Annotated in this window: 23 protein-coding genes and 2 pseudogenes; 20 read left to right on the forward strand and 5 right to left on the reverse strand. The window is 68.9% G+C overall.

Going from position 1 to position 22,437, the window contains the following annotated elements; all coding sequences use genetic code 11:
* The first annotated feature begins 445 nt into the window (after positions 1-445).
* The 13 genes from istA to JK361_RS41730 all read left to right on the forward strand — a co-directional run bounded on the left by istA (position 446) and on the right by JK361_RS41730 (position 10,271).
* The gene (istA, locus tag JK361_RS35770; protein WP_201826408.1) at positions 446-1,549 is read left to right on the forward strand and encodes an IS21 family transposase; all 1,104 of its coding nucleotides are present in this window, start codon (positions 446-448) and stop codon (positions 1,547-1,549) included.
* Positions 1,550-1,594: 45 nt separating this feature from the next.
* Positions 1,595-1,867, forward strand: a complete 273-nt coding sequence (locus JK361_RS35775; RefSeq protein ID WP_201826410.1) for a hypothetical protein — start codon at positions 1,595-1,597, stop codon at positions 1,865-1,867.
* A 223-nt stretch (positions 1,868-2,090) separates the two neighbouring features.
* Positions 2,091-2,753, forward strand: coding sequence for an HAD-IA family hydrolase (locus JK361_RS35780; protein ID WP_236054209.1), 663 nt, complete (start codon positions 2,091-2,093; stop codon positions 2,751-2,753).
* A gap of 106 nt (positions 2,754-2,859) precedes the next feature.
* Entirely contained in the window at positions 2,860-4,062 is a 1,203-nt protein-coding gene (locus JK361_RS35785; protein WP_201826412.1) for a helix-turn-helix domain-containing protein, read from the forward strand.
* A gap of 187 nt (positions 4,063-4,249) precedes the next feature.
* A complete protein-coding gene (locus JK361_RS35790; RefSeq protein ID WP_201826414.1) occupies positions 4,250-4,693 on the forward strand; it encodes a recombinase family protein in 444 nt (147 codons plus the stop codon).
* Complete coding sequence (locus JK361_RS35795) at positions 4,690-4,896, forward strand: hypothetical protein (RefSeq protein ID WP_136238927.1); 207 nt, start codon at positions 4,690-4,692, stop codon at positions 4,894-4,896. The genes JK361_RS35790 and JK361_RS35795 overlap by 4 nt, the downstream gene beginning before the upstream one ends.
* Positions 4,896-5,099 carry a hypothetical protein gene (locus tag JK361_RS35800; RefSeq protein WP_201826416.1) on the forward strand — a complete coding sequence of 68 codons (204 nt, stop codon included), beginning with the start codon at positions 4,896-4,898 and terminating at the stop codon, positions 5,097-5,099. The genes JK361_RS35795 and JK361_RS35800 overlap by 1 nt, the downstream gene beginning before the upstream one ends.
* 104 nt (positions 5,100-5,203) lie before the next feature.
* Positions 5,204-6,091, forward strand: coding sequence for a glycosyltransferase family 8 protein (locus JK361_RS35805; protein WP_201826418.1), 888 nt, complete (start codon positions 5,204-5,206; stop codon positions 6,089-6,091).
* Complete coding sequence (locus tag JK361_RS35810) at positions 6,088-6,969, forward strand: aminoglycoside phosphotransferase family protein (protein WP_236054211.1); 882 nt, start codon at positions 6,088-6,090, stop codon at positions 6,967-6,969. Before JK361_RS35805 ends, JK361_RS35810 begins: the two co-directional genes overlap by 4 nt.
* Positions 6,966-7,697: a glycosyltransferase gene (locus JK361_RS35815; protein ID WP_201826420.1), complete on the forward strand. Its 732-nt coding sequence runs from the start codon at positions 6,966-6,968 to the stop codon at positions 7,695-7,697. The genes JK361_RS35810 and JK361_RS35815 overlap by 4 nt, the downstream gene beginning before the upstream one ends.
* Positions 7,694-8,590: a PIG-L deacetylase family protein gene (locus JK361_RS35820; protein WP_236054220.1), complete on the forward strand. Its 897-nt coding sequence runs from the start codon at positions 7,694-7,696 to the stop codon at positions 8,588-8,590. The genes JK361_RS35815 and JK361_RS35820 overlap by 4 nt, the downstream gene beginning before the upstream one ends.
* A complete protein-coding gene (locus JK361_RS35825; RefSeq protein WP_201826422.1) occupies positions 8,587-9,201 on the forward strand; it encodes a hypothetical protein in 615 nt (204 codons plus the stop codon). The genes JK361_RS35820 and JK361_RS35825 overlap by 4 nt, the downstream gene beginning before the upstream one ends.
* Before the next feature lie 830 nt (positions 9,202-10,031).
* Positions 10,032-10,271: a glycosyltransferase gene (locus JK361_RS41730; protein ID WP_236054231.1), complete on the forward strand. Its 240-nt coding sequence runs from the start codon at positions 10,032-10,034 to the stop codon at positions 10,269-10,271.
* Here JK361_RS41730 and JK361_RS35835 read toward each other — a convergent pair.
* The 5 genes and pseudogenes from JK361_RS35835 to JK361_RS35860 all read right to left on the reverse strand — a co-directional run bounded on the left by JK361_RS35835 (position 10,241) and on the right by JK361_RS35860 (position 14,737).
* Positions 10,241-11,284 carry a phosphotransferase gene (locus JK361_RS35835; RefSeq protein WP_307787406.1) on the reverse strand — a complete coding sequence of 348 codons (1,044 nt, stop codon included), beginning with the start codon at positions 11,282-11,284 and terminating at the stop codon, positions 10,241-10,243. The genes JK361_RS41730 and JK361_RS35835 overlap by 31 nt on opposite strands.
* 1,071 nt (positions 11,285-12,355) lie before the next feature.
* Positions 12,356-12,562: pseudogene (locus JK361_RS35845) on the reverse strand (transposase); the annotation flags it as partial.
* Positions 12,563-12,905: 343 nt separating this feature from the next.
* Positions 12,906-13,253, reverse strand: coding sequence for a hypothetical protein (locus tag JK361_RS35850; RefSeq protein WP_201826426.1), 348 nt, complete (start codon positions 13,251-13,253; stop codon positions 12,906-12,908).
* Entirely contained in the window at positions 13,250-14,587 is a 1,338-nt protein-coding gene (locus tag JK361_RS35855; protein ID WP_201826428.1) for a hypothetical protein, read from the reverse strand. Before JK361_RS35855 ends, JK361_RS35850 begins: the two co-directional genes overlap by 4 nt.
* 6 nt (positions 14,588-14,593) lie before the next feature.
* Positions 14,594-14,737 carry a hypothetical protein gene (locus JK361_RS35860; protein WP_201826430.1) on the reverse strand — a complete coding sequence of 48 codons (144 nt, stop codon included), beginning with the start codon at positions 14,735-14,737 and terminating at the stop codon, positions 14,594-14,596.
* Positions 14,738-14,772: 35 nt separating this feature from the next.
* On the opposite strand from JK361_RS35860, the gene JK361_RS35865 reads away from it, so the two are divergent.
* The 7 genes and pseudogenes from JK361_RS35865 (at position 14,773) to JK361_RS35895 (ending at position 22,376) form a co-directional block, all read left to right on the forward strand.
* Complete coding sequence (locus JK361_RS35865; RefSeq protein WP_201826432.1) at positions 14,773-15,429, forward strand: histidine phosphatase family protein; 657 nt, start codon at positions 14,773-14,775, stop codon at positions 15,427-15,429.
* Positions 15,426-16,262 carry a phosphotransferase gene (locus tag JK361_RS35870; RefSeq protein ID WP_201826434.1) on the forward strand — a complete coding sequence of 279 codons (837 nt, stop codon included), beginning with the start codon at positions 15,426-15,428 and terminating at the stop codon, positions 16,260-16,262. The genes JK361_RS35865 and JK361_RS35870 overlap by 4 nt, the downstream gene beginning before the upstream one ends.
* A 32-nt stretch (positions 16,263-16,294) precedes the next feature.
* Positions 16,295-17,296, forward strand: coding sequence for an NAD-dependent epimerase/dehydratase family protein (locus JK361_RS35875; protein WP_307787407.1), 1,002 nt, complete (start codon positions 16,295-16,297; stop codon positions 17,294-17,296).
* 24 nt (positions 17,297-17,320) lie between these two features.
* Positions 17,321-18,440, forward strand: a pseudogene (locus JK361_RS35880) (adenosylhomocysteinase).
* 4 nt (positions 18,441-18,444) lie between these two features.
* Positions 18,445-19,011, forward strand: coding sequence for an NUDIX hydrolase (locus JK361_RS35885; RefSeq protein WP_201826436.1), 567 nt, complete (start codon positions 18,445-18,447; stop codon positions 19,009-19,011).
* Positions 19,012-19,033: 22 nt separating this feature from the next.
* Complete coding sequence (locus JK361_RS35890; RefSeq protein WP_201826438.1) at positions 19,034-19,804, forward strand: 3-deoxy-manno-octulosonate cytidylyltransferase; 771 nt, start codon at positions 19,034-19,036, stop codon at positions 19,802-19,804.
* 565 nt (positions 19,805-20,369) lie between these two features.
* Positions 20,370-22,376: an ABC transporter ATP-binding protein gene (locus JK361_RS35895; protein WP_201826440.1), complete on the forward strand. Its 2,007-nt coding sequence runs from the start codon at positions 20,370-20,372 to the stop codon at positions 22,374-22,376.
* The last annotated feature ends 61 nt before the right edge of the window (positions 22,377-22,437 follow it).

Consider the following 22,437-nt stretch of genomic DNA (forward strand, 5'->3'; position numbering starts at 1 on the left):
AGGAAAAGGACGGCACCTCGCCGAAATCAACACCGCGAGGCACCGCCCTGCCACGCCCACACCAGCAAACCCAGCCAAGACGCACAAGGACATCACCGGCACCACAACAACCGACACCCCTCCCCACCCCCACCCCTCACGGGTCTCAATCAACTGATCGGCGACAGGGATCCCCACCGGGGCAGGCAGGCGGAGACACAACCCCGCCGGGTCACCCGAGTGTAAGGGCGCTGTCTTGCCTTCAACGTGTGGCTCGCTCCGTTTCACACCGCCAGACACAATGGTGGCCCTGACGTTGTTCAGCGGCCCCGGCATATTGGCTTCCAGTGGCCCCAATCGCTGGGTCGCACAGGCACATTGAGGGGTGATGACGAGGCGAAGTGGCCCCACCTTGGCGCTTGCGGTGAGACGGTTCCTGTGGTCTCCGGCAGGGGCGGTGCTGTGGATGTCTTTGCCCAAGCAGGAGCTGTTCGATCGGATCCGGCGAGACAGCTGGCAGCAGCAGTTGTCGATCCGGGCTCCGTCGCGGAAGTACGGCGTTCACCGCCGGCTCGTACGGGAGGCGCTCTCCTCGCCGGTACCCACCCCGCGCCGCCGGGCGGTGAGGACGTCACCTCGGATGGAGCCGTACAAGATGGTCGACGCCTGGCTGCGGGCTGATCTGGAAGCTCCGCGCAAGCAGCGGCACACCGTGCGGCGGATCGTTGCGCGGATCGAGGATGAGTTCGGCGAGGCGATCCCGTATCCGACGGTTCGGGACTTCGTCGCGGCCCGGCGCAAGGAGATCGCGGCCCAGGCCGGGGCTCCTGTTGAGGCGTTCGTGACCCGGCACAACGCACTCGGTGCGGACGCCGAGGTCGACTTCGGGGACGTCTATGTGGACGTTGCAGGTCAGCGCACCCGCTGCTATCAGTTCGCCTTCCGGCTGGCCTATTCCGGCAAGGCCGTGCACCGCATCTCACGCTCCTGCGATCAACAGGCGTTCTTCGAAGGACACGTGCACGCGCTGACCACGCTGGGCGGAGTGCCGACCGGTCAGGTCCGTTACGACAACCTCACCCCGGTCGTGAAGAAGGTGGTCTTCCGCAACCGCTCGCGGGAGGAGAACCCGCGCTGGACCAACTTCCACGAGTACTACGGATTCACCCCGTTCTACTGCGAGCCGGGCCTGCGGGGTGCCCACGAGAAGGGTGGTGTCGAGGGCCAGGTGGGCTGCTTCCGCCGCAACTACCTCACCCCGGTGCCGCAGGTGGACAGCCTGGACGAACTCAACGCCCGGTTGGCCGAGTTCGAGGCGAAGGAGGGCGAGCGGCGGGTCGGGGCGAGGATGCGGACCATCGCGCAGGACTTCGCCCGTGAGGTGGGCCATCTGCGGCCGCTGCCGGACGATCCGTTTGCCACCGGTATCACGCTCACTCCCCGCGTCGACCGTTACGGCATGATCACCGTGAAGATGTGCCGGTACTCGGTCCCGGTCCGGTTCATCGACTGCAAGGTCACCGTCACGCTCACCTGCGACGACCTGACCGTCTATGACGGCCGGCGGTAGATCGCCCGCCATCGGCGGCTGACCGTTCGCGGTGCCGAACACCTCGTGCTGGACCACTACCTGGACGCCCTGCTGACCAAGCCGGGCGCCCTGGAACGCTCCGAGGCCCTCCACCAGGCCCGCGCCGAGGGCACCTTCACGACGGTCCACGAAGCCTTCTGGGCCGCGGCCAAGAAGGCCCTCGGAGATACCGAGGGAACGAAGGCCATGGTCAAAGTGCTGTTGCTGCACAGTCACCAGCAGCACGCCGACGTGGTGACCGGGATCCGCGCGGCCCTCGCCTCCGGCTCCGCGCGCTGGACGATGCCCACGGCCTGACCCGGGCGCTGACCTGGCGTATCAAGCGCCTCGGTCAACGCCACGCACCCGTCCCCAGCCAAGTCAGCCAACACCCGCCATGCCGCACAGTCCCCTACGGCACGCCATCTCCAGCGGCCGGGGCTTCGACGGGAGCCGCCGAACGAAGTGCAAGGCTTGTCGGCGTCCGCGTTCTCGCGCGCGGTAGCGTCTTTGTGAAGCCAAGGGAGAGGGAGCACGCAGCATGCCGCAGCCCATGGGTACCACGGAACGTCAAGCCGAGCATGGGCTCATCCTGGACTTCGCGGGGGTGTTGACCGCTGATCCGCGTTCCGTGCACCGCGTTTGGTGCGAGTCGGAAGGGCTGCCCCCAGAAGCATGGCGTGCCACTCTCAATGACCACCCTGAAGGCCGGCGGTTGTATGCGGCGCTGGAAGTGGGTGAGATCGATCAGGCGGAGTGGAACAGGCGCACTGCGGCTCTTCTCGGTGTGCATGTCGCACCGGACAATCTGATGGGGCGCGCCTGGGCCGCAGTGCCCCCAGCTCGGCGCATGGCCGCGCTCGCACGAGCTGCCAAGGGCGCGGGGTACCGTCTCGCTCTCCTGTCGAACAGCTTCGGCACGAACCCCTTCAACCCGTACCAGCAGGCAGGCATTTGGGACCTGTTCGATGTGCACGTCATCTCCGAGCAGGTCCGCATCGCGAAGCCCGACCCTGCCATCTATAAGCTGACGTTGGAGCGTCTCGGGCTTCCTGCGCAGGCGTGCGTGTTCGTCGATGACCACCCTCGGAATCTGCCACCTGCCGAAGCCCTGGGCATCACTACGGTCCTGGCGACGGATGAATCCACAACGGTGGCCGAGCTTGAGGCACTGCTCGGCGTGAGCGCCACGCTTTCCCTCTAGCGGCGACTTCCAGCCAACTCACTGTGCAGGTGGTGCCCATGGGTGTTGCCGGTCGTAAAGCAGTGGGTACGGTCCGTGCCTGGCCGGTCGGGGAGGAGTTGCTGCCATGCAGTGGTCCGAGTACAGCACCGCTGAACGCATCAAGAGGCTTCGCGGCGCCATGACACAGGAGCAGTTGGCAGAAGCCGCCAACGTTTCCGTGGGTGTCGTGCGGAAGCTGGAACGCGGCGGCACCGCTTCCCTTCCTTCGCTTCTGTCCATCGCCTCCGCGCTCGGGACGGACATCGCCGTCCTTCTCGGCCAGCAAGCGCCCCGCCGCTCCATGGACCGCGACGAGCGCGCAGCACTGCGCGCACTGTCCGCTGCAACGCACGATGCCGCCATCGGCATCCCCACCGACACCGAGCCGGGCACCGTCGAAGAGCTCCGTGGTGTCGTTCGGCGCGCTGACACGGCCTACTGGGCGGGCCGCTACACCGAACTCGGTGCGCTGCTCGGCGCCTTGCTTCCCGAAGCCCGCGCCCGATACGACGTGGCGGAAGCCGACGAGCGAGAGGCCGCGGCCGGCGTCCTGGCTGATGTCTTCCAGACTGCCGGGATGGCCGCGAACGTGTGGGGTTCGCGGGACCTGGCCTATGCGGCGCTCACCTACGGTCGGCAGATCGCCGTGCAGGTCGGCGACGATCTGCGGGATGCCCACCTCGCCGCCACAACGGCGTGGGTGAATCTCCGTGACGGGCGGACCGCACAGGGCTTCACGCTCGCCGCCGCGCAGGCCGACCGGATCGAGCCGAAGATGTCCGAGCACGATCCGGACCGGCTGTCGGTGTACGGGCAGCTCGTCACGAACGCTGCTGTAGCCGCGTCCCGGGGTGGCGCCTCGCCGGATACCGCGCGGGAGTACCTCTCGCAGGCGCACGCCGTCGGCGCCCGCCTCGGCGCGGAGCATGCTCGTGGGCGGCATGCCCAACCATTCGGGCCGCTCTACGCCGCCACCCAGGCGATGAGCATCGCCGTAGCCCTCGGCGACACCGGCGGTGCGCTCCGACTCATGGACACGATCCGACTGGACGACACGGTGCCCCTCGCCACTCGGGCCAGGTACGGCCTCGACGTGGCGTTGACACACGTGGAGTGCCGTCGGTGGGACCAGGCTGCCGACACCCTGGAAAAGGTCTGCGGCATGGCTCCGGGGTGGGTACGGCACCAAATGCTGCCCGGAGTGATCATCTCTCGCCTCTCCGGCGTGTCCGTCGCGCGGCTCCGCGGGCTCGCCCACGCAGCCGGTGTACCCCTCGCCGTGCGCTGACTGCCCACCGCCACGCCCCGTAGCAGCCCCGGAAGCCGCCTCAGGCCCACTGCCACGCTCCATGGCAGTCCTGCCGCAGGACGACAGCGCAGCAGCACGGGACATGGCAGCCCAGCGCCACACGACTTGCTGGCGCCGCCACGAGCCGTGCCTGTCCCGCGCACAGGATCGACAGCACGCTGAGCGCATGCCGAAATCCCCATCCGGCGGCATCGGGCACGTGCCGGTCGCCGTCTACTCCTGTGCGGCCGAGTCGGCCGCTATCCGCGAGGCCGAGCGGCGTGCACGCCATTACGCTGATACCCGGCACTGGCATGTGGCCGGCACCTGGTCCGATGACGACCCGAGCACGCCCTTGGACGCCCGCCCGGCTTGGGCGGCCGTCACGAGCGCACTGTCCTCCGGTCTGATCCGCGGCATCGTCGTCGCCGGAATCACCCACCTCGCCGAAGACGCCGGTCAGTTCGCTGCGCTCGGCGTCCTCATCCGTGACCGGGGCGGCTTCCTCGCCGAGGCGACGTCACCGCTGGCCCGCCAGACGCCGGGGCAGCACGAACGCCGCCGCATCTTGCTCGAAGCCTCCTCGGGCTGGTGGCTGTGGGGAGACCTCGTGCCGGGAGCCGCCTCGTGACCCGGGCACGGGCGGAGGTCGGTGACCTGGTCTCGGACGCTAACGGACGTCGCGCCATCGTCACCGACATCAGGCAGAGCACCGACTGGGTCCTGCGTCCGGAGTCGGGCAGCCCCACGACTGAGTGGGAGACGGGCGAGCCCGGCACCCTCGACGTCATCGAGACGCGCGCAGACCGCCTGAGCCGAGAGAAGACCACCTGATGCGCAGCCGCCACAAGCCCCGTGGCGGAGCCGTTGATTCCGTCGAGCGGTTCTGCGTCGGCGTGTGGTTCACCGGCCACCTCGCTGCCGCAGTCACGCTCGGCACGCTGATTACCAACGACCATCAGGACCTCGCCACCAGCCAGCGGCCGACGGTCAGCCAACCGGACGCCAGCCCGGACGAGGCCGACCGCGCGTTCTAGCCCCCCTGCGCTTCGCTGCCAGCTCAGCCGCTGGGCGGGCGCTGACGGCTCACAGCTCATCACCAGATCACTTCCCCAGACCACGCCCGGAAGGCGGACCCGCCGTGTACGCATTCGGCATCTGCATCGACCGGCACTACCTCACCCCCGGCCTCGCCACGATCACTTCCCTGGCGGACAGCCTCAGCCCCCGCGCCCGCAAGGCGGCAGCCCTGCGCTTCCTCACCTTCGACCTCGGAGCGCCCCAGGTGCAGCTCCTGGCCCACCTCGCCAAACGGGTCGGCTTCGGCTCCTTTGCCCTGGCCCGCCGCTCCCCGCTGCGCTCCGCGCGGATGGCGGACACCTCGTACATCACGGTCACCACCTATCTGCGCTTCGAGTTCGCTCCCGAGTTCGTCCGCCGCCCGTACCTGATCTACGTGGACGCCGACGTCCTGGTCCGCGGCGACCTGACCGCCCCGCTCGACGCTCTCCGCCCCGGCGAGGTCGGCGCCGTACGCGACGAGTTCAACCCGGCAGTCGGCCGCTGCCCGGCCCTACCGGGCGCCGCGGAACGCTGGCCGCGTCTGAGGGACCGCCCCTACTACAACGCCGGTCTCCTGTGGGCTCACACCGCCGATCTGCCGCGTATTCGCCACGGTGTCGAGCAGGCCCTGGGCAGACATCGGCAGCACATCCTCCACAACGACCAAGACGCCCTGAACCTGTGGCTCCTCCACGCCGGCCGCGTGCGGGCGGTCGACGCCGCGTACAACCGGTTCGAGGTGGGCCGGTACCTCGAACGCGGTGACTGGGTACGCCGCGTCGTCACCCGCCCCCTACGACCGGATCCGGCCGCCCGCCTCATCCACTTCGTCGGCCCGGAGAAACCTTGGCAGGCGGACTGTCCCGATACGGACGACGTGCGGGAGTACCGCACTGTCCTGAAGCGGGCCCTGCGGCACGTCCGCGCGCTGGGCGCCGCACATCCCGAGCCGGCGGGGCTTCGATGAGCGCGCCGCCCGCGATGGTCTCCCGCGCGTGCAGCACCCTGCTCGGAACACCCGCCCGGACCGCGGAGCGCTTGTCGGCGGCCTCCCGGACGGCCGTGTTCCGGGTCGGCCTCCGCGACGGCCGCAGCGTGATCGTGAAGCTGTACGACCACACTGCTCGCCGCAACGCGCAGACCGAGGCCGCCGCCATCCGTGCGGCTGGTGTCGCTGTGCCTGTCCCGCAGGTGCTCGGCAGCGGCACCATCTCCAGCGAGGGGGCCACCGCGCTCATCACCTCTGACCTCGGCGGACACACCCTGGGTGCCACCGTGCGCTCCGGTCACATCCCACATGCCCAAGCCCTCAAAGACCTCGGTGGCCTTCTCGCTCGCCTGCACCGAGCACCGGTCGAGCAGACGATGCCCCGCCGCCCGTTCTTCGACTCGGTCTCCTCCCTGGCCCGCCGCTGCCCACCCGACCTGCTGAACCGGATCGGCCCCGCCCTCGCCGTCATCGCCGACACGCCGGAGCGAGCACCCAGCGTGTGGTGCCACGGCGACATCCACTTCGAAAACGTCGTCCTCTCCGGCCCGCGCGGCACGCGCTACCTGGTCGACTTCACCGATGCCGCGCCGGGCCGGCGGGAGGCAGACGTCGCCCACGCCCTCGTCATGACCGCGGCCCACACCCCATGGGACCGCCGCACGCTACTCGACGCCTACGCGGCGCCCCTGGACAACACCCGGCTCTCGGCCTGGGTGATCGTTCACACCGCCCGCTGCTGGGTCCACGCCTCGCCTGGTACCAGCCGCCGCTTGTGGTCGGACCGCCTGACCGACCTGACCCGTCAGACACCGCACCTCTTCCGCACGCTACGCAGCGAAGGGATACCTCGATGACCAGCCCTGGACTGACGGTGGTCATTCCAGCCCACAACGAAGCCACCTACCTGCCCCGCTACCTCCCCACCGTCCTCGCCTCCCTCGAACGATGGCAGGAGACGAGCGGTGAACGGGGAGAGGTGATCGTGGTGGACAACGCCTCCACCGACGCCACCGCCGACATGGCCGCCTCCTACGGCGTCCGAGTGATCAGCGAGACCGTCCGCAACATCGGCCGGGTACGCAACACCGGCGCGGCTGCCGCCGAAGGCCGCCAGCTGTTCTTCACGGACGCCGACGTCGCCCTGCCCATGGAGGCGATCACCGCCGCGGCCACCGCCATGGACAACGGCGCCGCCGGCGGGGCCATCCCACCCCTCTACACACCCAAGCGGCTCGGCGCACGACTGCTGTGCGCCTACTGGGACCACTACCGCACCAACCACGGCGGCGCACAGGGCGTCGCCCAGTTCGCCACCGCAGCAGCATTCCGCGCGGTCGGCGGATACCGCGACGACCTGTTCATGAGCGAGGACGTCGAGTTCTTCCACCGTCTGACGGCCCACGGCCGCATCAAGAACGCACCGGTCGTGATCCTCGACGAGCTGCGCGTACGCCCCTCCACCCGCCGTTACGACCAGTGGTCCAGCCTCCGGATGCTGTGGTGGCAGAACCCCGTCACCGCCCGGCTGCGGCTCAACTCCCCGCGTATGTGGCGCCACTGGTACCAGACCACCGTCCGATGACCCCGGAGCCCACCATGACCGTCACGCTGCCCGTACCGGATACGGAAGGGATCTACACCTTCCCCGACGACCTCATGCACGCCCACCAGCAGTGGACCGAGCACCTGTCCGAACGCCACCGCGCGCAGGACCGCCAGATCGTCGAGCTCAGGGCGCCGCACAGCGGGCACCGCTACTTCATCGAGATGCGGCGCCCGACCGGCCGCCCGGTGCTCGCCATCGAACCGCACCATGACGACTTCGCCCTGTCCGCCTCCGGAACCTTCCTGGGCCATCCCCAGCCGCTCACCGTGGCCACGGTGTTCACCCGCTCGACCAGCGTCCACCCGGCCCTGGAGGACACCTACGGCACCGAGACCGTCGTATCCGACCTGCGCAGCCGGGAAGGCGCGGCTGCCCTGGCACCCTTGGCCGCCGACCGGATCCTCCTCGGCCACAAGGACGCCGAGCCCCCGTACCACCCCTTCGACCAGGACCGCCTGGACCGGATCACGGACGAACTCCGCGAGATCGTCGAAGCCCACCCCGACGCCGAACTCCTCGCCCCGGCCGCCGTCACCCGCCACCCCGACCATCTCCTCGTGCACGCGGCAGCAGTACGACTCGGATGTCGCTGGTTCTGGGAAGACCTCGCGTTCTGGGCCACCTACGCCCTGGCCGGCTGCGACCAGCACCTCTTCCAAGCACGTACCGGCCACGCCCTCGTACCCGAGCTGGTCGACATCACCGACGTCGTGCTCGACAAGGTCACGGTGCTGCACATGCACGGCTCTCAGATGCACCCTGCCTGGAAGATGTACCGGCCGATCCGGCACGCATGGACCACGGCGGCCGACCTCCTGAGCGGCACGGGGATGTTCGCGGAACGCTTCTACCGGACGGAGTCTCCATGAAGGTCATCGCGCTCGAAGGCCCCTCGTACGCCGGGAAGTCCACCGTCATTGGCCACCTGCGCATGCGCGGCATCGAGGAGCGGGCCTTCGTCTCGGACTGCTACGTCCAGCACATCGACCGCCGCGCCGACATCCCGCCCGCCCGTACCGCATCCGCAGCCGAACAGCTTGCCGCGTTCGAGACATTCATGGGCATCGAAGGCGCTCGCGTACGCAAGGCACTCGTCAGCGCCAAACCTGTCGTCCTCCTGGACCGTTCGGTCGACACCCTCCTGGCCCACGCCCACGCGCTCGACGCCCTGTTCGACTACGACATCCACCACCGTCTGCGCGACCGCCTCCAGGAACTGCCGTTCCTGCGCCCCCACCACACCCTCTACCTCGACGTGCCGGCCGAAGCACTAGCCCTGCGCCGCAAGGCGGCCGGGCACACGGCGGCCGAGTCCGAGTACTTCCTTCACGAGCCGGCGTTCCTCACCCACGCTCGGAACTACTTCGTCTCCGCAGCTCAGCCACCCGTGTCGCGGGAAGTGACCGTCATCCCCGCCGACACCAATCCCGATGCGGTCGCGCATGCGGTGGAGGCCCTTGTCACGTACTGGACCGCGTGACCGACTCATGCCCACAGCCCTCTTCGCGTGGCGACGCACCCCACCACCGTTCCTCATCGGCGGAGCCGAGGTCACCCAGCAACTCCTCGCCGAGGAACTCGCGGCAGCCGGATGGCGCATCATCTACCTCGGCTCCTACCAAGCGCCCTGGGACCAAACCCCGCAGATCGCCCAGGTGCGGACCTTCCTGGACGAGCACGACACCGCGTACGACGAATCCCAGGAGGAGCTGCGCTACAGCTGGAACGGAGTGGACTGCCTCGCCGTACCGCAGCAGAGGATCACGACGATCCTGCGGAGCATGCTGTCCCGGGTACGACCGGATGTGGTGTTCACCTCACAGGAAGGTGCGGCCGACATCGCCGCTCAATCCCGGCCCGCCGCCCTCGTCGCAGGAATCCTGCACTCGATCTCCAAGACGGGACTCGGGGTCCTCTCCGGCAGCCCTCACCATGGTCTGGCCGTCTCCGAATTCGTTCTCCGGCAAGCGCCTCCGACCGACGGCACGCGGCTGTCCGTCCTGTACCCGCCCTTCACACTGCCGGAGCCAGGGCACCACCGGCGTGGGCGAACCGATGCCGTGCTCATGGTCAACCCGATCCCGCCGAAAGGCGCCGACCTCCTGCACCAGCTGATCCGTCGCATGCCCGAACAGCACTTCACTCTGGTCGAAGGCTGGTGGAACACCGCCGAGCAGTTCGCCGGCTACCCCAACGTGACCTATGTGCCCAGGGTCTACGACATGAGTCCCCTCTACCGCAGCCACCGCCTCCTGCTCGTGCCGTCCGCGGTGAAAGAACGCCTTCCCCCGCGTCATCATCGAAGCCGCGCTGCACGGGACTCCGAGCGTCGGCAGCGACCGGGGCGGCATCCCGGAAGCCATAGGCGACGCGGGCATCGTGCTTCCCGCCGAGGCCGGCGTGGAAGAGTGGGCTCAGGCCATACGCACCGCTGACCACCACCCCCTGGGGGAGCAGGCGCGGCGACGAGCGATGGCCTTCACCCGCCCCCGCCTGCCGGACCTCGAACGCCTCGGGATCTACCCTGCGGCGAACGCGTCCTCGACCTGATCCAGCCGGTCAGTCCACCAGTGCAGCAGCGCCTCGTCCGCGGTGAACAGCTCATCGAAGGAGAAGTTACCGCGGTCGTAGTGGAACTCCAGCTGCCAGAAGTCCGTCATCCGCTTCCACCACAGCCGACGAGCACCGTCCACCAGCGCAGAGGGCTCCAGCGGCACCACCGACCGATACCCGCCGACGAAGGCAGACACCCGCACGAGGTCGAACACCCCGCCCACTCCAAACTGCACCTGCGCCGTCCGTACGACCTCTTCCGCGTACGGGCGCACCGCGATCCGGTCCCAGTCCAGGACGGCGGCAAGTGCCCCGTCTTCCCAGAGCAGATTGCGGTACTGCACGTCGCCATGCGTCCACCCGTGGTCACCCTGAGGTGTCGTAGATCGCGGACGGTGATCAGCGTGCTTGAAGATGAGGGCCTTCCGGTGGTCCACGGCAGCAGCGGCTGCCTGGTCGAAGTCGCTGCCGGTGCCCTTGTCGCGTACGGCTGCGGACAGCCGCTCGGCCTTTTCCACCGCTCGCTCCGGCGAGGTGATGTCCGCGATGATCGTCTCGGGCACCCCTGGCAGCAGCCCTCGGCCACAAGCCCTGCTCAGGCTCACGTGCAGGCGCCCCAGGTGCGCGCCCAGCGCACTCACCAGGGCCGGGCAGAGGTCGACACCTCGGACATGTGAGCCGGCCACCCACGGGAACAGGCACCAGGCCCCACCTCCAACCTGCGCCACCAGCGACCCCGAGGCCGTGGGTACCGGGGCACTCACCGGGACTCCGTCGGCGGCGAGCGCCGCCAGCACCCCGAGATTGCGCTGCAACCGCTCCAGGGAGACATCCGTGACCCGCTTCAAAGCGAACTGCCCGGCCGGCGTGTCCAGCATCCAGTTCGCGTTCATCAGCCCGTCAGCGAGATAGCGGGACTCCCGCACCTCTCCGAGGCCGAAGGCATCGATCAATTCTCCGAACACGCTCTCGGCGATATCGCTTCGGGCCGCCACGGTGGCATCAATCACTCTACGGACGATACGCGAGCACGCCCCATTCGGGCACAACGATCACCCAGACGCCTGCCACTCGTCATGGTGTCCGCCCTCGTCGTCAACGAAGCGAACCTGGGCCACTTCTTTCGGTGATCACGAGATGACCAGCACCGACAAGGACCACCGCATCGCGAGACTCGCCGGGTGGCGGACACGACATGGGGCGGCCAGGTTTCTCCCCGGACAACGGCACCGACCCAGCAGATGGGACCCCGGCCAGTCCCGGCCGCGTAGGTTTCTCACTCGCGCGCTGGGCGCTCGCGCCTGAAACCACGTGGCAGGCACGCCGCCTCGCGGCCGAGTTCGGCCCAGGCATGGACGCCCGCACGGCATGGGTGCTGGCACGGCTGGCTCGGCATCCGGAGGAGCACGTGTACGCGATGCAGCACCTGGAGGGCGAGGAGAGCGGCTGCTAACTGATCATTTCAGAATGAGGTTCGGAGTCGTCTCCAGCAGATGATGCTGCCAGCGAGTTGGAGCAGTCCGAGGGGTGAGTGGTGCACACCTCGCCGGTGCACAAGCTGCCAGCCGGGCCCACCGCGCACTGCTGGCCGTCCGCTTCTTGCATCGCCATCCCCCACTCCTGCTACGCCGCAGACTCGCACTCCACGCACCGCTTCCTCTGGCCCTGCCGGCCTGATCTTCGGCCCGATGAGCAATTCATACGCCAGTTTTGCGCGAAGCAAGTGCCGGACCGACTGCCGGACGCCATGTATCGCCTCGTCCTGGAGCAGATGGCCGACTGTCCCCGGTCGTGCAGGCTCTGCCGCCCACTGCCGCCCTCGTCGAACTGAAGGGCGCCCTGCGCTACCACCAGGTCGGCGCGGATGTGGGCCGCCTCGCCCGGATGCTGCGTGTGCGGACCTTGACTCGGCGTGGCGTCGACCTGCGCATCGGTATCGGCCCGACCATCAGGGTGGCCGCGACCGCATCCGCCCTGGTCCCCAAGCCCGGAGGGGTGCTGGTCGTGGCCCCCGACCGGGCCGCCGACTGGCTCGCCGGGCTGTCGGTAGAGGCCCTGTACGGCATCGGCCCCCGACAGTGTGGAGCCAGGCCGGCGAAGCCTGCCAGGCGGTCTGCGCTGCCGAACGCATCCAGGTCTCCGCCCGTTGCGGCGATGAACTCGGCGCCGAGCCTTGCGCCCATGCCGGGCAGACTGCGGATGACCTCAGCATGCGGGTGATCGCGGAACCTCGCCTCGATGAGTGCATCAAGCTCAGCTATCTCCTCGCCGAGGGCCATCACTCCCTTGTGGGGGTGGCGGGGGGGTACTGCAGACCGGCTGACCGTCGACGGCTCCTCCGGCTCCGGCACCGGAGCGTTGCCGACCAAGACGTGTTCCCTCCGAACGGGGTTCGGTGGCGTTGCCGGCGGTGACATCCGTCGCGGCCGGAGAGGACTCGCTGGTCATGGCGCCCACGTTGCCGGTCCGCTGCGACGGTTCCCAGGCCCGGCGCGCTGACAACGGGTCCCTGTCAGCGGCGAGGTGTCCCGTGTAGGCGGCATGCGCAGGGCCTTTCACGCTCCCGCTGGACTCCGCTGCGTGATTCGGCTGAACAGCGGAGCCCGGCGGGGAGCGGCCATGGTGATCAATTCAGAGATCGGGCCCCAGCAGGGTCAGTCGCAGCAGTGCGGCGAGTGCCAGCACCGCGGGGACGGCGTACCACCACCTGCGGAGCCACTCGGCCGTGACGAATACCCACGTCAGCAGCGCCATCACAGAGCAGAAAGCCAAGCCGACGCCGGCCGCGACATGAGAGTTGGTGACGGCCTGTCGGTCCCAGGGGCCGTCCGGCTCGACCATGAAGGCCGTGAGCACGACGTAGCCGGTGACCAAGGTTGCCAGGGCGAGGACGACCGCGCACACACCGGTGCCGATCCGGCTGGAGCCTGGCCGTCGACTCTCGCGTACCTCGGTGGTCGAATCTGCGCTTGAGCTCACCGCAGCGCCTCTTTCGCGTCGTCCAATTTCCTGTCGAAGCCCCGACCGTATCCCTGGGCGTTCGGGTCCTCGTAGTAGGGCCCGCCGTTGTAGCGGGCGGCGAGTTCCTGCATTTGGGCCCGTGTCATCTGTTCCGGCGGTACGTCGGCGAAACCGCTCTCCGCCTTGAGCTGGGCCAGGTACTCCGAGGCGATGAAAATGTTCTTCGACGGGTCCTTGACGGCGCCCACGACGACGTCCCGCTGCATGTCGGTGAGGTGGTGCGGGTCGTAGCCGAGCACCTCGGCGGCGCGGCGCACCTGGATGGACAGTGGACCCATCGAGGTGTCGTCGGGGTCCTCTTGTCCGGGAAGGATCTTCCGTCCTTCGAAGGCTGCGTCGTCGAGCCAGCCGGGGTCGCCCTCGACCTCCTGCCAGGCGATGCCGGCGACCATCTCGGGCGGCAGGCCGGCATCGTGTGCGGCGGCCCTGATGAGTTCACGGTTGGCGGAGATGTACTCACGACGCTTGTCGTCGTCGTTGGACCACATCCAGTAGTTGTTGCCCTGGGCCCCCGGCAGTCCGTCGATGCGCGTCTCGATCCGCGACAGGATCTCATTCGCCACGACATCGCCGCCCATGGTGGGGATGGCGTCCACCTTCGGCCCCGCACCAGGCAGCTGCGCGTAGGGGTTGTCGCTTGCTTGGTGTGCCTCGGTGAGCAGCGGTCCCAGGTTCTTCAGGAACTGCCCCGGGTCCTTGATGGGACTCTGGAAGTCAGGAAGGGAGCGATGGGCCGCCTTGATGTCGGCGATGCACTGCTCGCGTGCTTCTGACTCCACGCGCAGGGCGTCGCCGTAGTGGTCGCTGGTCTGGTGGTAGTAGCGCTCGGCGTCCTCGCGTATCGCGTCGATGTCAACGGTCACCTCCGCGAACCAGTCCAGCACCCCTGTGGTGGCCCGCAGATCCTCCCACTGCCGCATGGGCTCGGCAGCCCGCGCCGTCGGTGTGATCGCGGTGGCCTCGCGCGACATCACCTCGGACAGTTTCTTCTCGGTGGCCTTGCCACTCTTGTAATGGCTCTTGGCGGTGGTGACCGCGTCCGAGTACGTGGTGAGGGCGGTGCTCACCGTGCGGAAGGCTTCCGACAGGGCGTCGGTGAGTTCCCTGGCCTCCTTCAGCCGTTTGACGTACAGGTCGCGGCCCTCGCTCTGCCAGTCCACCTTGACGGCCTTGCGGAAGGCGTCGTCAGTGGTCTCGATGAGCTTCTGCAAACGCGAGAACTCCGCGGCACTGCGCCCAATGAGCGCCGGATTCGCGTCCTCCAGGAACTCGACGTCCTTGCGATGGGTCACTGCGGATCACCGGTCCTCAGGCTCGGTGTAACGCCCGGACACCAGGACGGAGTTCAACTTGGCGCGAACCCCGTCGTCGTACTCGACGACTTCCTCGCCCTGCACGCCGTCCTGACCGCCCCGTACGCCGGGCGCAATGGCTACCGCCACAGCTGGGCGCCCCAACCATGCCCGCGAGGTTCCGCATGATCACCACAGAACTCGTCTTCGTCCGCCACGGCGAGGCCCGGTGCAACGTCGACGGTCTGGTTGGCGGCCCGCGCACCTGCACTGGGCTGACCAACCACGGGTACGCGCAAGTCGAGCGGGCCGCGCTGCGCCTCGCCGCTGAGCACCGCGACAAGCCGTTCGACGCCCTGTACACCGGCCCCCGCATCCGCCTGCGCCAGACCGCCGAGATCCTCAGCCAGGCCCTTCGGCTCCCCATATCCACGGACGACCGTCTCGATGGTCCCGTCCATGGTGCCGCCGACGGCCAGCCCTGGACCGAGGTGAAGACGACCGCCGATGGCGGGCCGCACGCCCACCCCGACAAGCCCTGGGCTGCTGGATCCGACACCTGGAACGGCTACTTGAAGCGAGCCAGTCGCTTCTTGCGGGAACTCATCGACCAGCACGAAGGCGAACGCGTCCTGTTCGCCGCCCACGGTGAGACCGTGATCGTCGCGCACACTCTGCTCCTGGGCATCCCGCTCGGTTCCCCTTCCGGATTCACGGTCTCCCACGGGTCCATCACCCGTTGGCAGCACCACCTCAACCGGCTCGGACAGAGACGGTGGATGCTCGACCACCACAACGACACCAAGCACCTGGCCGCCTTAGGTCAGGAGGCTGCGTCGTGATCACGCTGTCCGACGACCCGCGCCTGAACCTGGCTCGCGGCGCGCTCGGAGCGGTCCGGATCGTGCACGATCCGATGCTCCCGCCCCGCGTCCTGCGCCTGGTCAATGCCGACGGCAACGAGTTCTTCGCCAAGCAGCACAGCGAACGCGACCGGTACACCCGCGAGCTGCACGCCTATCTCGCCTGGGGATGCCACCTGATCGGCCACGTCCCCCGCGTGGTGGGCAGGCAGGACAGGACGTGCACCCTGCTGCTCACCGCGGTTCCCGGCGTACGGGTGGATACGGTCGCGCCGGGGTCGCCCGAGGAGGAGCAGGCGCACTACGAGGCCGGGCGCGTGCTGGGCAACCTGCACCATGCCACCTCGGTATCGCGTACCGGCGCCGTCGGCACGGAACTCGCCCAGCGGCTGCGCGACTGGATCGCCCGCGCAGACCGGGCCGGCCTCATGTCCACGATCGAACGCGAGCGCCTGAGCCACCACGCGGACGTCCTGGCGAACACGCTCATGGACAGCGCTGTATGCCACCTCGACTACCAGCCGAGGAACTGGCTTCTCGGGGACGACTTCGGGCTGTGCGACTTCGAGCACATGCGCCGCGACGCCCGCATCCGTGACTTCGCCCGGCTCGAGTTCCGCCGCTGGCAGGCCGCCCCGAACCTCCGGACGGCGTTCTTCGCCGGGTACGGGGAGCCCCTGAACGACACCGAGCAGCGGCTGCTGGAGTCCTTCGGCGCGATCGAGGCCGTCACCGCGCTGGTCCGCGGGCACGAGCAGGAGGACCTCGCCCTCAGCACCCACGGCCGGACGGTTCTGGCCCGCCTCGCCTAAGCCACCCCTCCCCTGGATTCCTGGAGATCTCCGTGTCACAGCACCCATCCCACCTGACCACCGCCGTCCCCCGGCGGGCTGTGGTGACCGGCGCCGCCGGCTTCATTGGCTCCCATCTCGCACACGCCCTCGTCCAGGCCGGCGCTGTCGTCGTCGGCGTCGACCGGCGCGACCCGGCCACCGACCCCACGGCCGCGGCGAATCTCGCCGTCGTGCGGGGGCTCCCGGGGTACATGCACGTCACCGCCGACCTCCTCAGCTGCGCGATCGAGCCGCTTCTCATCGATGCGAACGCCGTCTTCCACCTGGCGGGCATCCCTGGGGTGCGCCCCTCCTGGGGACCGAAGTTCAGCGAGTACGTCGCCTCCAACGTCCTCGCGACCCACCGCGTCATGGACGCCGTCGCCCGTATGGGCACTCCCAGGCTCGTGGTGGCCTCGTCCTCCAGCGTCTACGGCTCCACCGACGGCGGTGCGAGCGTGGAGACCGACAGGCCCCAGCCGGCATCTCCGTACGCGGTAACGAAACTCGCCGAGGAGCAGCTCTGCCTCGCACACTCCGCCCAGGCCCACTGCCCCACCAGCGTCGTCGCCCTGCGGTACTTCACCGTCTACGGCCCCCGGCAGCGCCCCGACATGTTCACGCACCGCGCCCTCACGGCCGCCCTGACCGGCCAGCCGCTGCGCTTGTTCGGGGACGGCCACCAGCGCCGGGACTTCACGTACATCGACGACGCGGTGGCCGCCACCATCGCCGCGGCCACCAGTCCGACGGCCAGCGGGGTGATCAACGTAGGGGGTGGTTCGAGCGCCTCCCTGCTCGAAGTGATCAACATCGCGAACAGCCTCGCCGGGCGCGAGATCCAGGTTCACCAGGAGAACCCGCGCCGCGGCGACGTCCTCACCACCCGCGCTAACCCCGGCCGTGCCTACGAGGTCCTGGGCTGGCAACCCCAGGTCGACCTCCACAACGGCATGCGGGCCCAGATGCAGGCGCTGACCGCCGAGTCCGCCGCGTTCGGCCGCGCGGCATGAGCTGCAGGACCAGTAGGAGTTGCAGTGGAGAGTCCTGAGAAAGCGCGGCTGGACGCCTTCTTCCGGCAGATCACTACGCTTCCCCGCCGGGGACTGCGTCACCACCCTGATCATCACGCACCTGCTTTCCGAGCGGCCGGCGTTCCTCCGCGCGATGGCCGCCACGTCCACGGTCGGTGCTGTCCTGCCCAAGCCCAAGTCCGTGGACCAGCCGACGCTGGAGGTCGTCCGTCGTGCCTTCACCGTCCATGACCTCAGCCGAGAGCTGTTCGCGGACTCAACCAGGGCATTGGACTATCGGGAGGACACGGCCGGCGGCCGGAACGTCATCCTGGTGGACATCGGCGGCTACTTCGCGCCGTGCCTCGACACCCTGGTGGAGAAGTTCTCCGGCCGCATGCTCGGCATCGTCGAGGACACCGAGAACGGACACCAGAGGTACGCGGCACTCGACCACCTGCCCTGTCCCGTCGTCTCGGTGGCCTGCTCCCCGCTGAAGGACTGCGAGGATCACCTCGTGGGCCGGTCCATCGTCTTCTCGACCGACGCGCTGGTGCGTGCCCGCGGCGACATCCTGACCAGCCGAAACGCCTGCGTCATCGGGTTCGGCAAGGTCGGCCGAGCCATCGCTCAGACGCTACGTGCCCAGGACCTGCGCGTCACCGTGCACGACACCGACCCGGTCAAGAGGGTGCAGGCGCACTCCCAGGGCTTCCGTACGAGCGCATCGACGGCGGACGCGCTCGGAGACGCGGAACTCGTCCTGTGCGCCACCGGCAACCTCGCCCTGCGCCAAGGCGACTTCGCCGCCCTGCGCAACGGGGCGTACGTCGCCTCGGTGACGTCCTCGGAGGACGAACTCGAACTCGGCAGCCTCGACGGGCTGTACCAGCGCACCCCGGTCGGCGAACACCTGACGCGTTACGAGATCACCGGCCACTACTTCTACGTCCTCGCCGACGGCGGCGCCGTCAACTTCGTGCACGGCGCCGCCGTCGGCACCTACATCCATCTCGTCCAGGCCGAGATACTCGCCGCCACCGCAGCCCTCAGTCAGGGCCGCTTCCAGCCCGGCCTCCACGAGATGCCCGCACCCGACCGCCAGGCCATCGCCAGGATCTGGTTCGACTACTTCAACAGGTGATCCCATGCCACCGTCCGCCCACCACATCCGCGCCACCGTTGAGGCGTACCTCACCCGTTACCCGTCTGAGCGCGATGCCCTGGCTCCGCTCTTCGACGTTCTCGCCGGCGAGGAGGACCCGACCAGCCGGAAGACGTTTCCCACGCACGTGACCTGCAGCGCCATCGTCATCGACAGCAGTAGCCGGGTGTTGCACATCCAGCACAACGCGACGGGCAAGGCCCTCGCGCCGGGCGGACACAACGAGCCGGGCGACCAGAATCTTCCCGGTGCCGCCCTGCGCGAGCTGTTCGAGGAGACCGGCATCCCTCACAACGCCGTCGTCCCCCTACCGGGATTCGAGACCGTGCCCCTGGACATCGACGTACACGGCATCGCCGCCAACGCTGCGAAGGGCGAGCCGGCGCACCAGCACGTGGACTTCCGCTGGGTCTTCCTTCTGCGGTCCCAACACGCGGTGACGCTCCAGGCCGAAGAGGTCAGTGACTACGAGTGGCGGTCGTTCGAGGACTCCGCCTCGCCCACCGTCCGCGCCAAGCTGGCCCTCCTCCCCCGCCTCACTCATTCCTGACCCTCACCGACGGGAGTCTGCCGTGGCCGCCACCACAGCCGCACCACCGAACACCACGCACCGCCACCACATCGCCGTCATCCCCTGCCGCTGGGGAGCGTCCCGGTTTCCGGGGAAGCCCCTGGCCCAGCTCGGGTGCAAGCCGCTGCTGTGGCACGTCCATCAGCGCTGCCTGGAGGCGAAGCGCCTCGACAGCGTGGTCGTCGCCACCGATGACGAGCGCATCGAGGAGGCGTGCCACGAACTGGGCATCGAGTGCGTGCGCACCGAAAGACACCTCACCGGCACCGATCGGGTCGCGGAGTGCGCGGAGCGTCTGCCCGCCGACGCGTACATCAACGTCCAGGGTGACGAGCCGTTCATCTCGCCCGCCGCGATCGACGCCGTCTCCGAAGCCCTAGAGCAGCTGGTGCCCGGAACGCTCGCAGTGAACGCGTACACGGAGCTTCAGGACGTGGGTGCCGTCCTGGACCACAACGTCGTCAAGGTCGTCGTCGATACACAGCGCAACGCCCTGATGTTCTCCCGGCAGCCGATCCCCTACCCGCGCGGGGACCGGCCAAGCTACCTGCGTCAGCTCGGTCTCTACGGCTTCACCGGGACAGCCCTCAACTTGTTCCGGCACCTCCCGCAGGGGCCGTTGGAGCGTACCGAGGGCGTGGAGATGCTGCGCTTCGTCGAACACGGCCACGGCGTACGGATGCTCCCTGTCATAGACGACGGTCTCGCGGTCGACACACCGGAGGACCTCGCGAGGGCCAACATGCTCCTTCGCTCCCAGCCGGTCCGATGACTGGCCGGTCTCCGCTGCTCCCTGAGCCCGCAGGAAAGGCGCTGCCCGCCCGTCACGGCAGCCCTGGGCACGGGGCCCGAAAACCCAAGCACCACACGCGTACCCAACATCGGCGTGTCGGCCACCGGTCGATCGGTGGGCGTCCGGGCCGAACAAGGATCCGTGGGCTCTACATGCGACGTCGAGCGCTCCATCTCGGGGTTTCGGCAAAGTCTCAAACACGCGTGTTCGATATCGGGGTCCACCTCGTTGACCTCGGTGTCGTCGTACACGGCACACAGATCAGGGATGGAGGACCCCAGTTGCGCGCAGCCGACACACGCGAGTTCAACCAGGACGGCGCAGTTTCTCCTCCGCTGCCAGCGAGGATCCAGTACGCAGGGCAGCGCTCCGCTAACTCCCTCGCTCAAGCCTCCTTCCGCAAGCACTGCACCAAGGACCCGAAGGTGCCGCACCGCATCATCGGCATGTCCCGGCGTACCGACAGCCAGGCGGTGTTACTCCGACTGCGGAGGCTTGACGTTCGCACGCCCGGCTCGGCACGACCGGATACGAGGTGGGCGGCATGAGCGAGTCCACCGATGCAGCCGCTGACACCATTCCGGCACCGCGGTCCGCCTTCCTGCCCCTGCCGCCGACGACCGTGCCCGCCGGGCCGGAGGACGGCGACGTGACCGATGCGATGGAGGAGGCGTACTGGTCCGTCCACGACGGCGCCGCCGCCAGCGCCACGGTGCGCCAGGTTCTGGCCCGTCTGCCCAGGATCACCGCCCTGATCGGGCGGCTTGCCTGGCAGGCGGACCGCGCGTCCACCCTCACGGCCGTCGTCTGCCAGCTGGCCTCGGCCGCCATGGCGGCCTTCGGGCTGATCGCCTCGGTCGGAGTGCTCCAGCACCTGTTCGCCCAGGGGCCCACGCCCGATCGCGTACGCGCAGCCATTCCACAGATCCTCCTCGTGGCAGGTTTCCTCGCTGCCCGGGCCCTGCTGGAAGCCGCCGTCTCGGTGGCCCAGGCGCGCGTCACGCCCAAAATCCGCACCGCGCTCGAATGCGAGTTCCTGAGCCTCACCGCACACGTACGGCTGGAGGCCGTGGAGGACGCCGACTGGCACGACGAGGTGCACCGTGCCAACGACCGCGGGCTCTTCTACGCCCGGATGATCGTCGGGCAGGCCGTCTCCCTGGCCTCCGCGGCCCTCGGCCTCATCGGCACCGCCGGCGTCCTGAGCATCCTCCACCCCGCCCTGCTCCCACTGCTGTTGCTGTCCGTCCTGCCGGTGGGAGCAGCCGCCGTGCACAGCGCGCGGGCCCGCTTCCACTCCTTCAAGCGCTGGAACGCGCTGCAACGCCGCGTCCGGGTCTTCTCCTGGCTGCTGCTCGACGTGGACGCGGCCGCGGAGCTGCGCTCCGACACGGCCCAGGACGCCCTGCTGGACGAGCACCGCCGCCTGACCGTCAAGATCGCCGAAGAGGACACGCGCCTAGGCGTGAACTCGGCCCTGATCAACCTCGCCGGCCGAGCGGTGGGCGGAGTCGGCACCGGCATCACGTACACCGCGCTGGCCGCCATGCTCATCTCAGGGTGGCTCCCATTGGCCGCCGGGGCCGGCGCGGTCCTGGCCATCCAATCCGGACGGTCCTCCCTGACCCAGCTCATCGAGTTCGCCCACCTCGTCTACGAGCACGCCCTGTGGGTCGACGACCTCCTCTCCGTCCAGGAGCGCAGTCGCCGTCTCCTGCCCCGTACGGCCGATGTGCGGGCGCCGGAGAAAGTGAAGGAGATCACCGTCAAGGACGTCCACTTCACCTACCCCGGCAAGGACACACCGGCGCTCGACGGGGTCTCCTTCACGCTCCGCGCCGGGGAGACGGTGGCGTTCGTCGGCCTCAACGGATCGGGCAAGTCCACCTGCGCCAAGGTGCTGGCCGGCCTGTACGAACCGCAGCAGGGCAGCGTGAGTTGGGACGGCATCGATGTCCGCGAGATGGACGCGAAGTCGGTGCACCGGCAGGTCGCCTGTGTGCTGCAGGACCCGGTGCGGTTCCCCTTCAGCGCCCTGTCGAACATCACCGCCGGCACCGGCACGCTCACCGAGGCCGAACCCCAGCGCGCCATGGCCGCCGCACGGGCCGCAGGAGCCGACGGGGTCATCGCCGCACTTCCCGCTCAGTGGAAGACGCTGCTGTCGAAGCGGTTCAAGGGCGGGCAGCAGCTCTCCGGCGGGCAATGGGCGAAGATGGCTGTCGCCCGGGGCCTGTACAAGGCGGCGCCGCTGCTGCTCCTGGACGAGCCGACGGCGAGCATGGACCCGCCGTCCGAGCATGCCGTGTACGAGGCGGTTCTGCGCGGCCGACTGCGCACCGACCAGATCACGGTGCTGATCTCCCACCGGCTCGCCAGCGTCGTCGACTGCGACCGCATCCTCGTCTTCGACAGCGGCCGCATCGTCGAATCCGGATCCCACGACGAGCTCATGGCCACGGGCGGCGACTACGCCGCCATGTTCACCCTGCAGGCCAGCGGCTACCAGCCCGGCGCAGCCTCAGCCGCAGCCGAGGAGGCGGGCCGGTGAACCGCTCACCGGCCGAGGAACGCCGGAGCTCGCCCCGGCCGAGGTGCTGCTCGAGGGGATC

Origin of the sequence: Streptomyces musisoli (assembly GCF_016741855.1) — a bacterium.
GTDB lineage: Bacteria > Actinomycetota > Actinomycetes > Streptomycetales > Streptomycetaceae > Streptomyces > Streptomyces musisoli.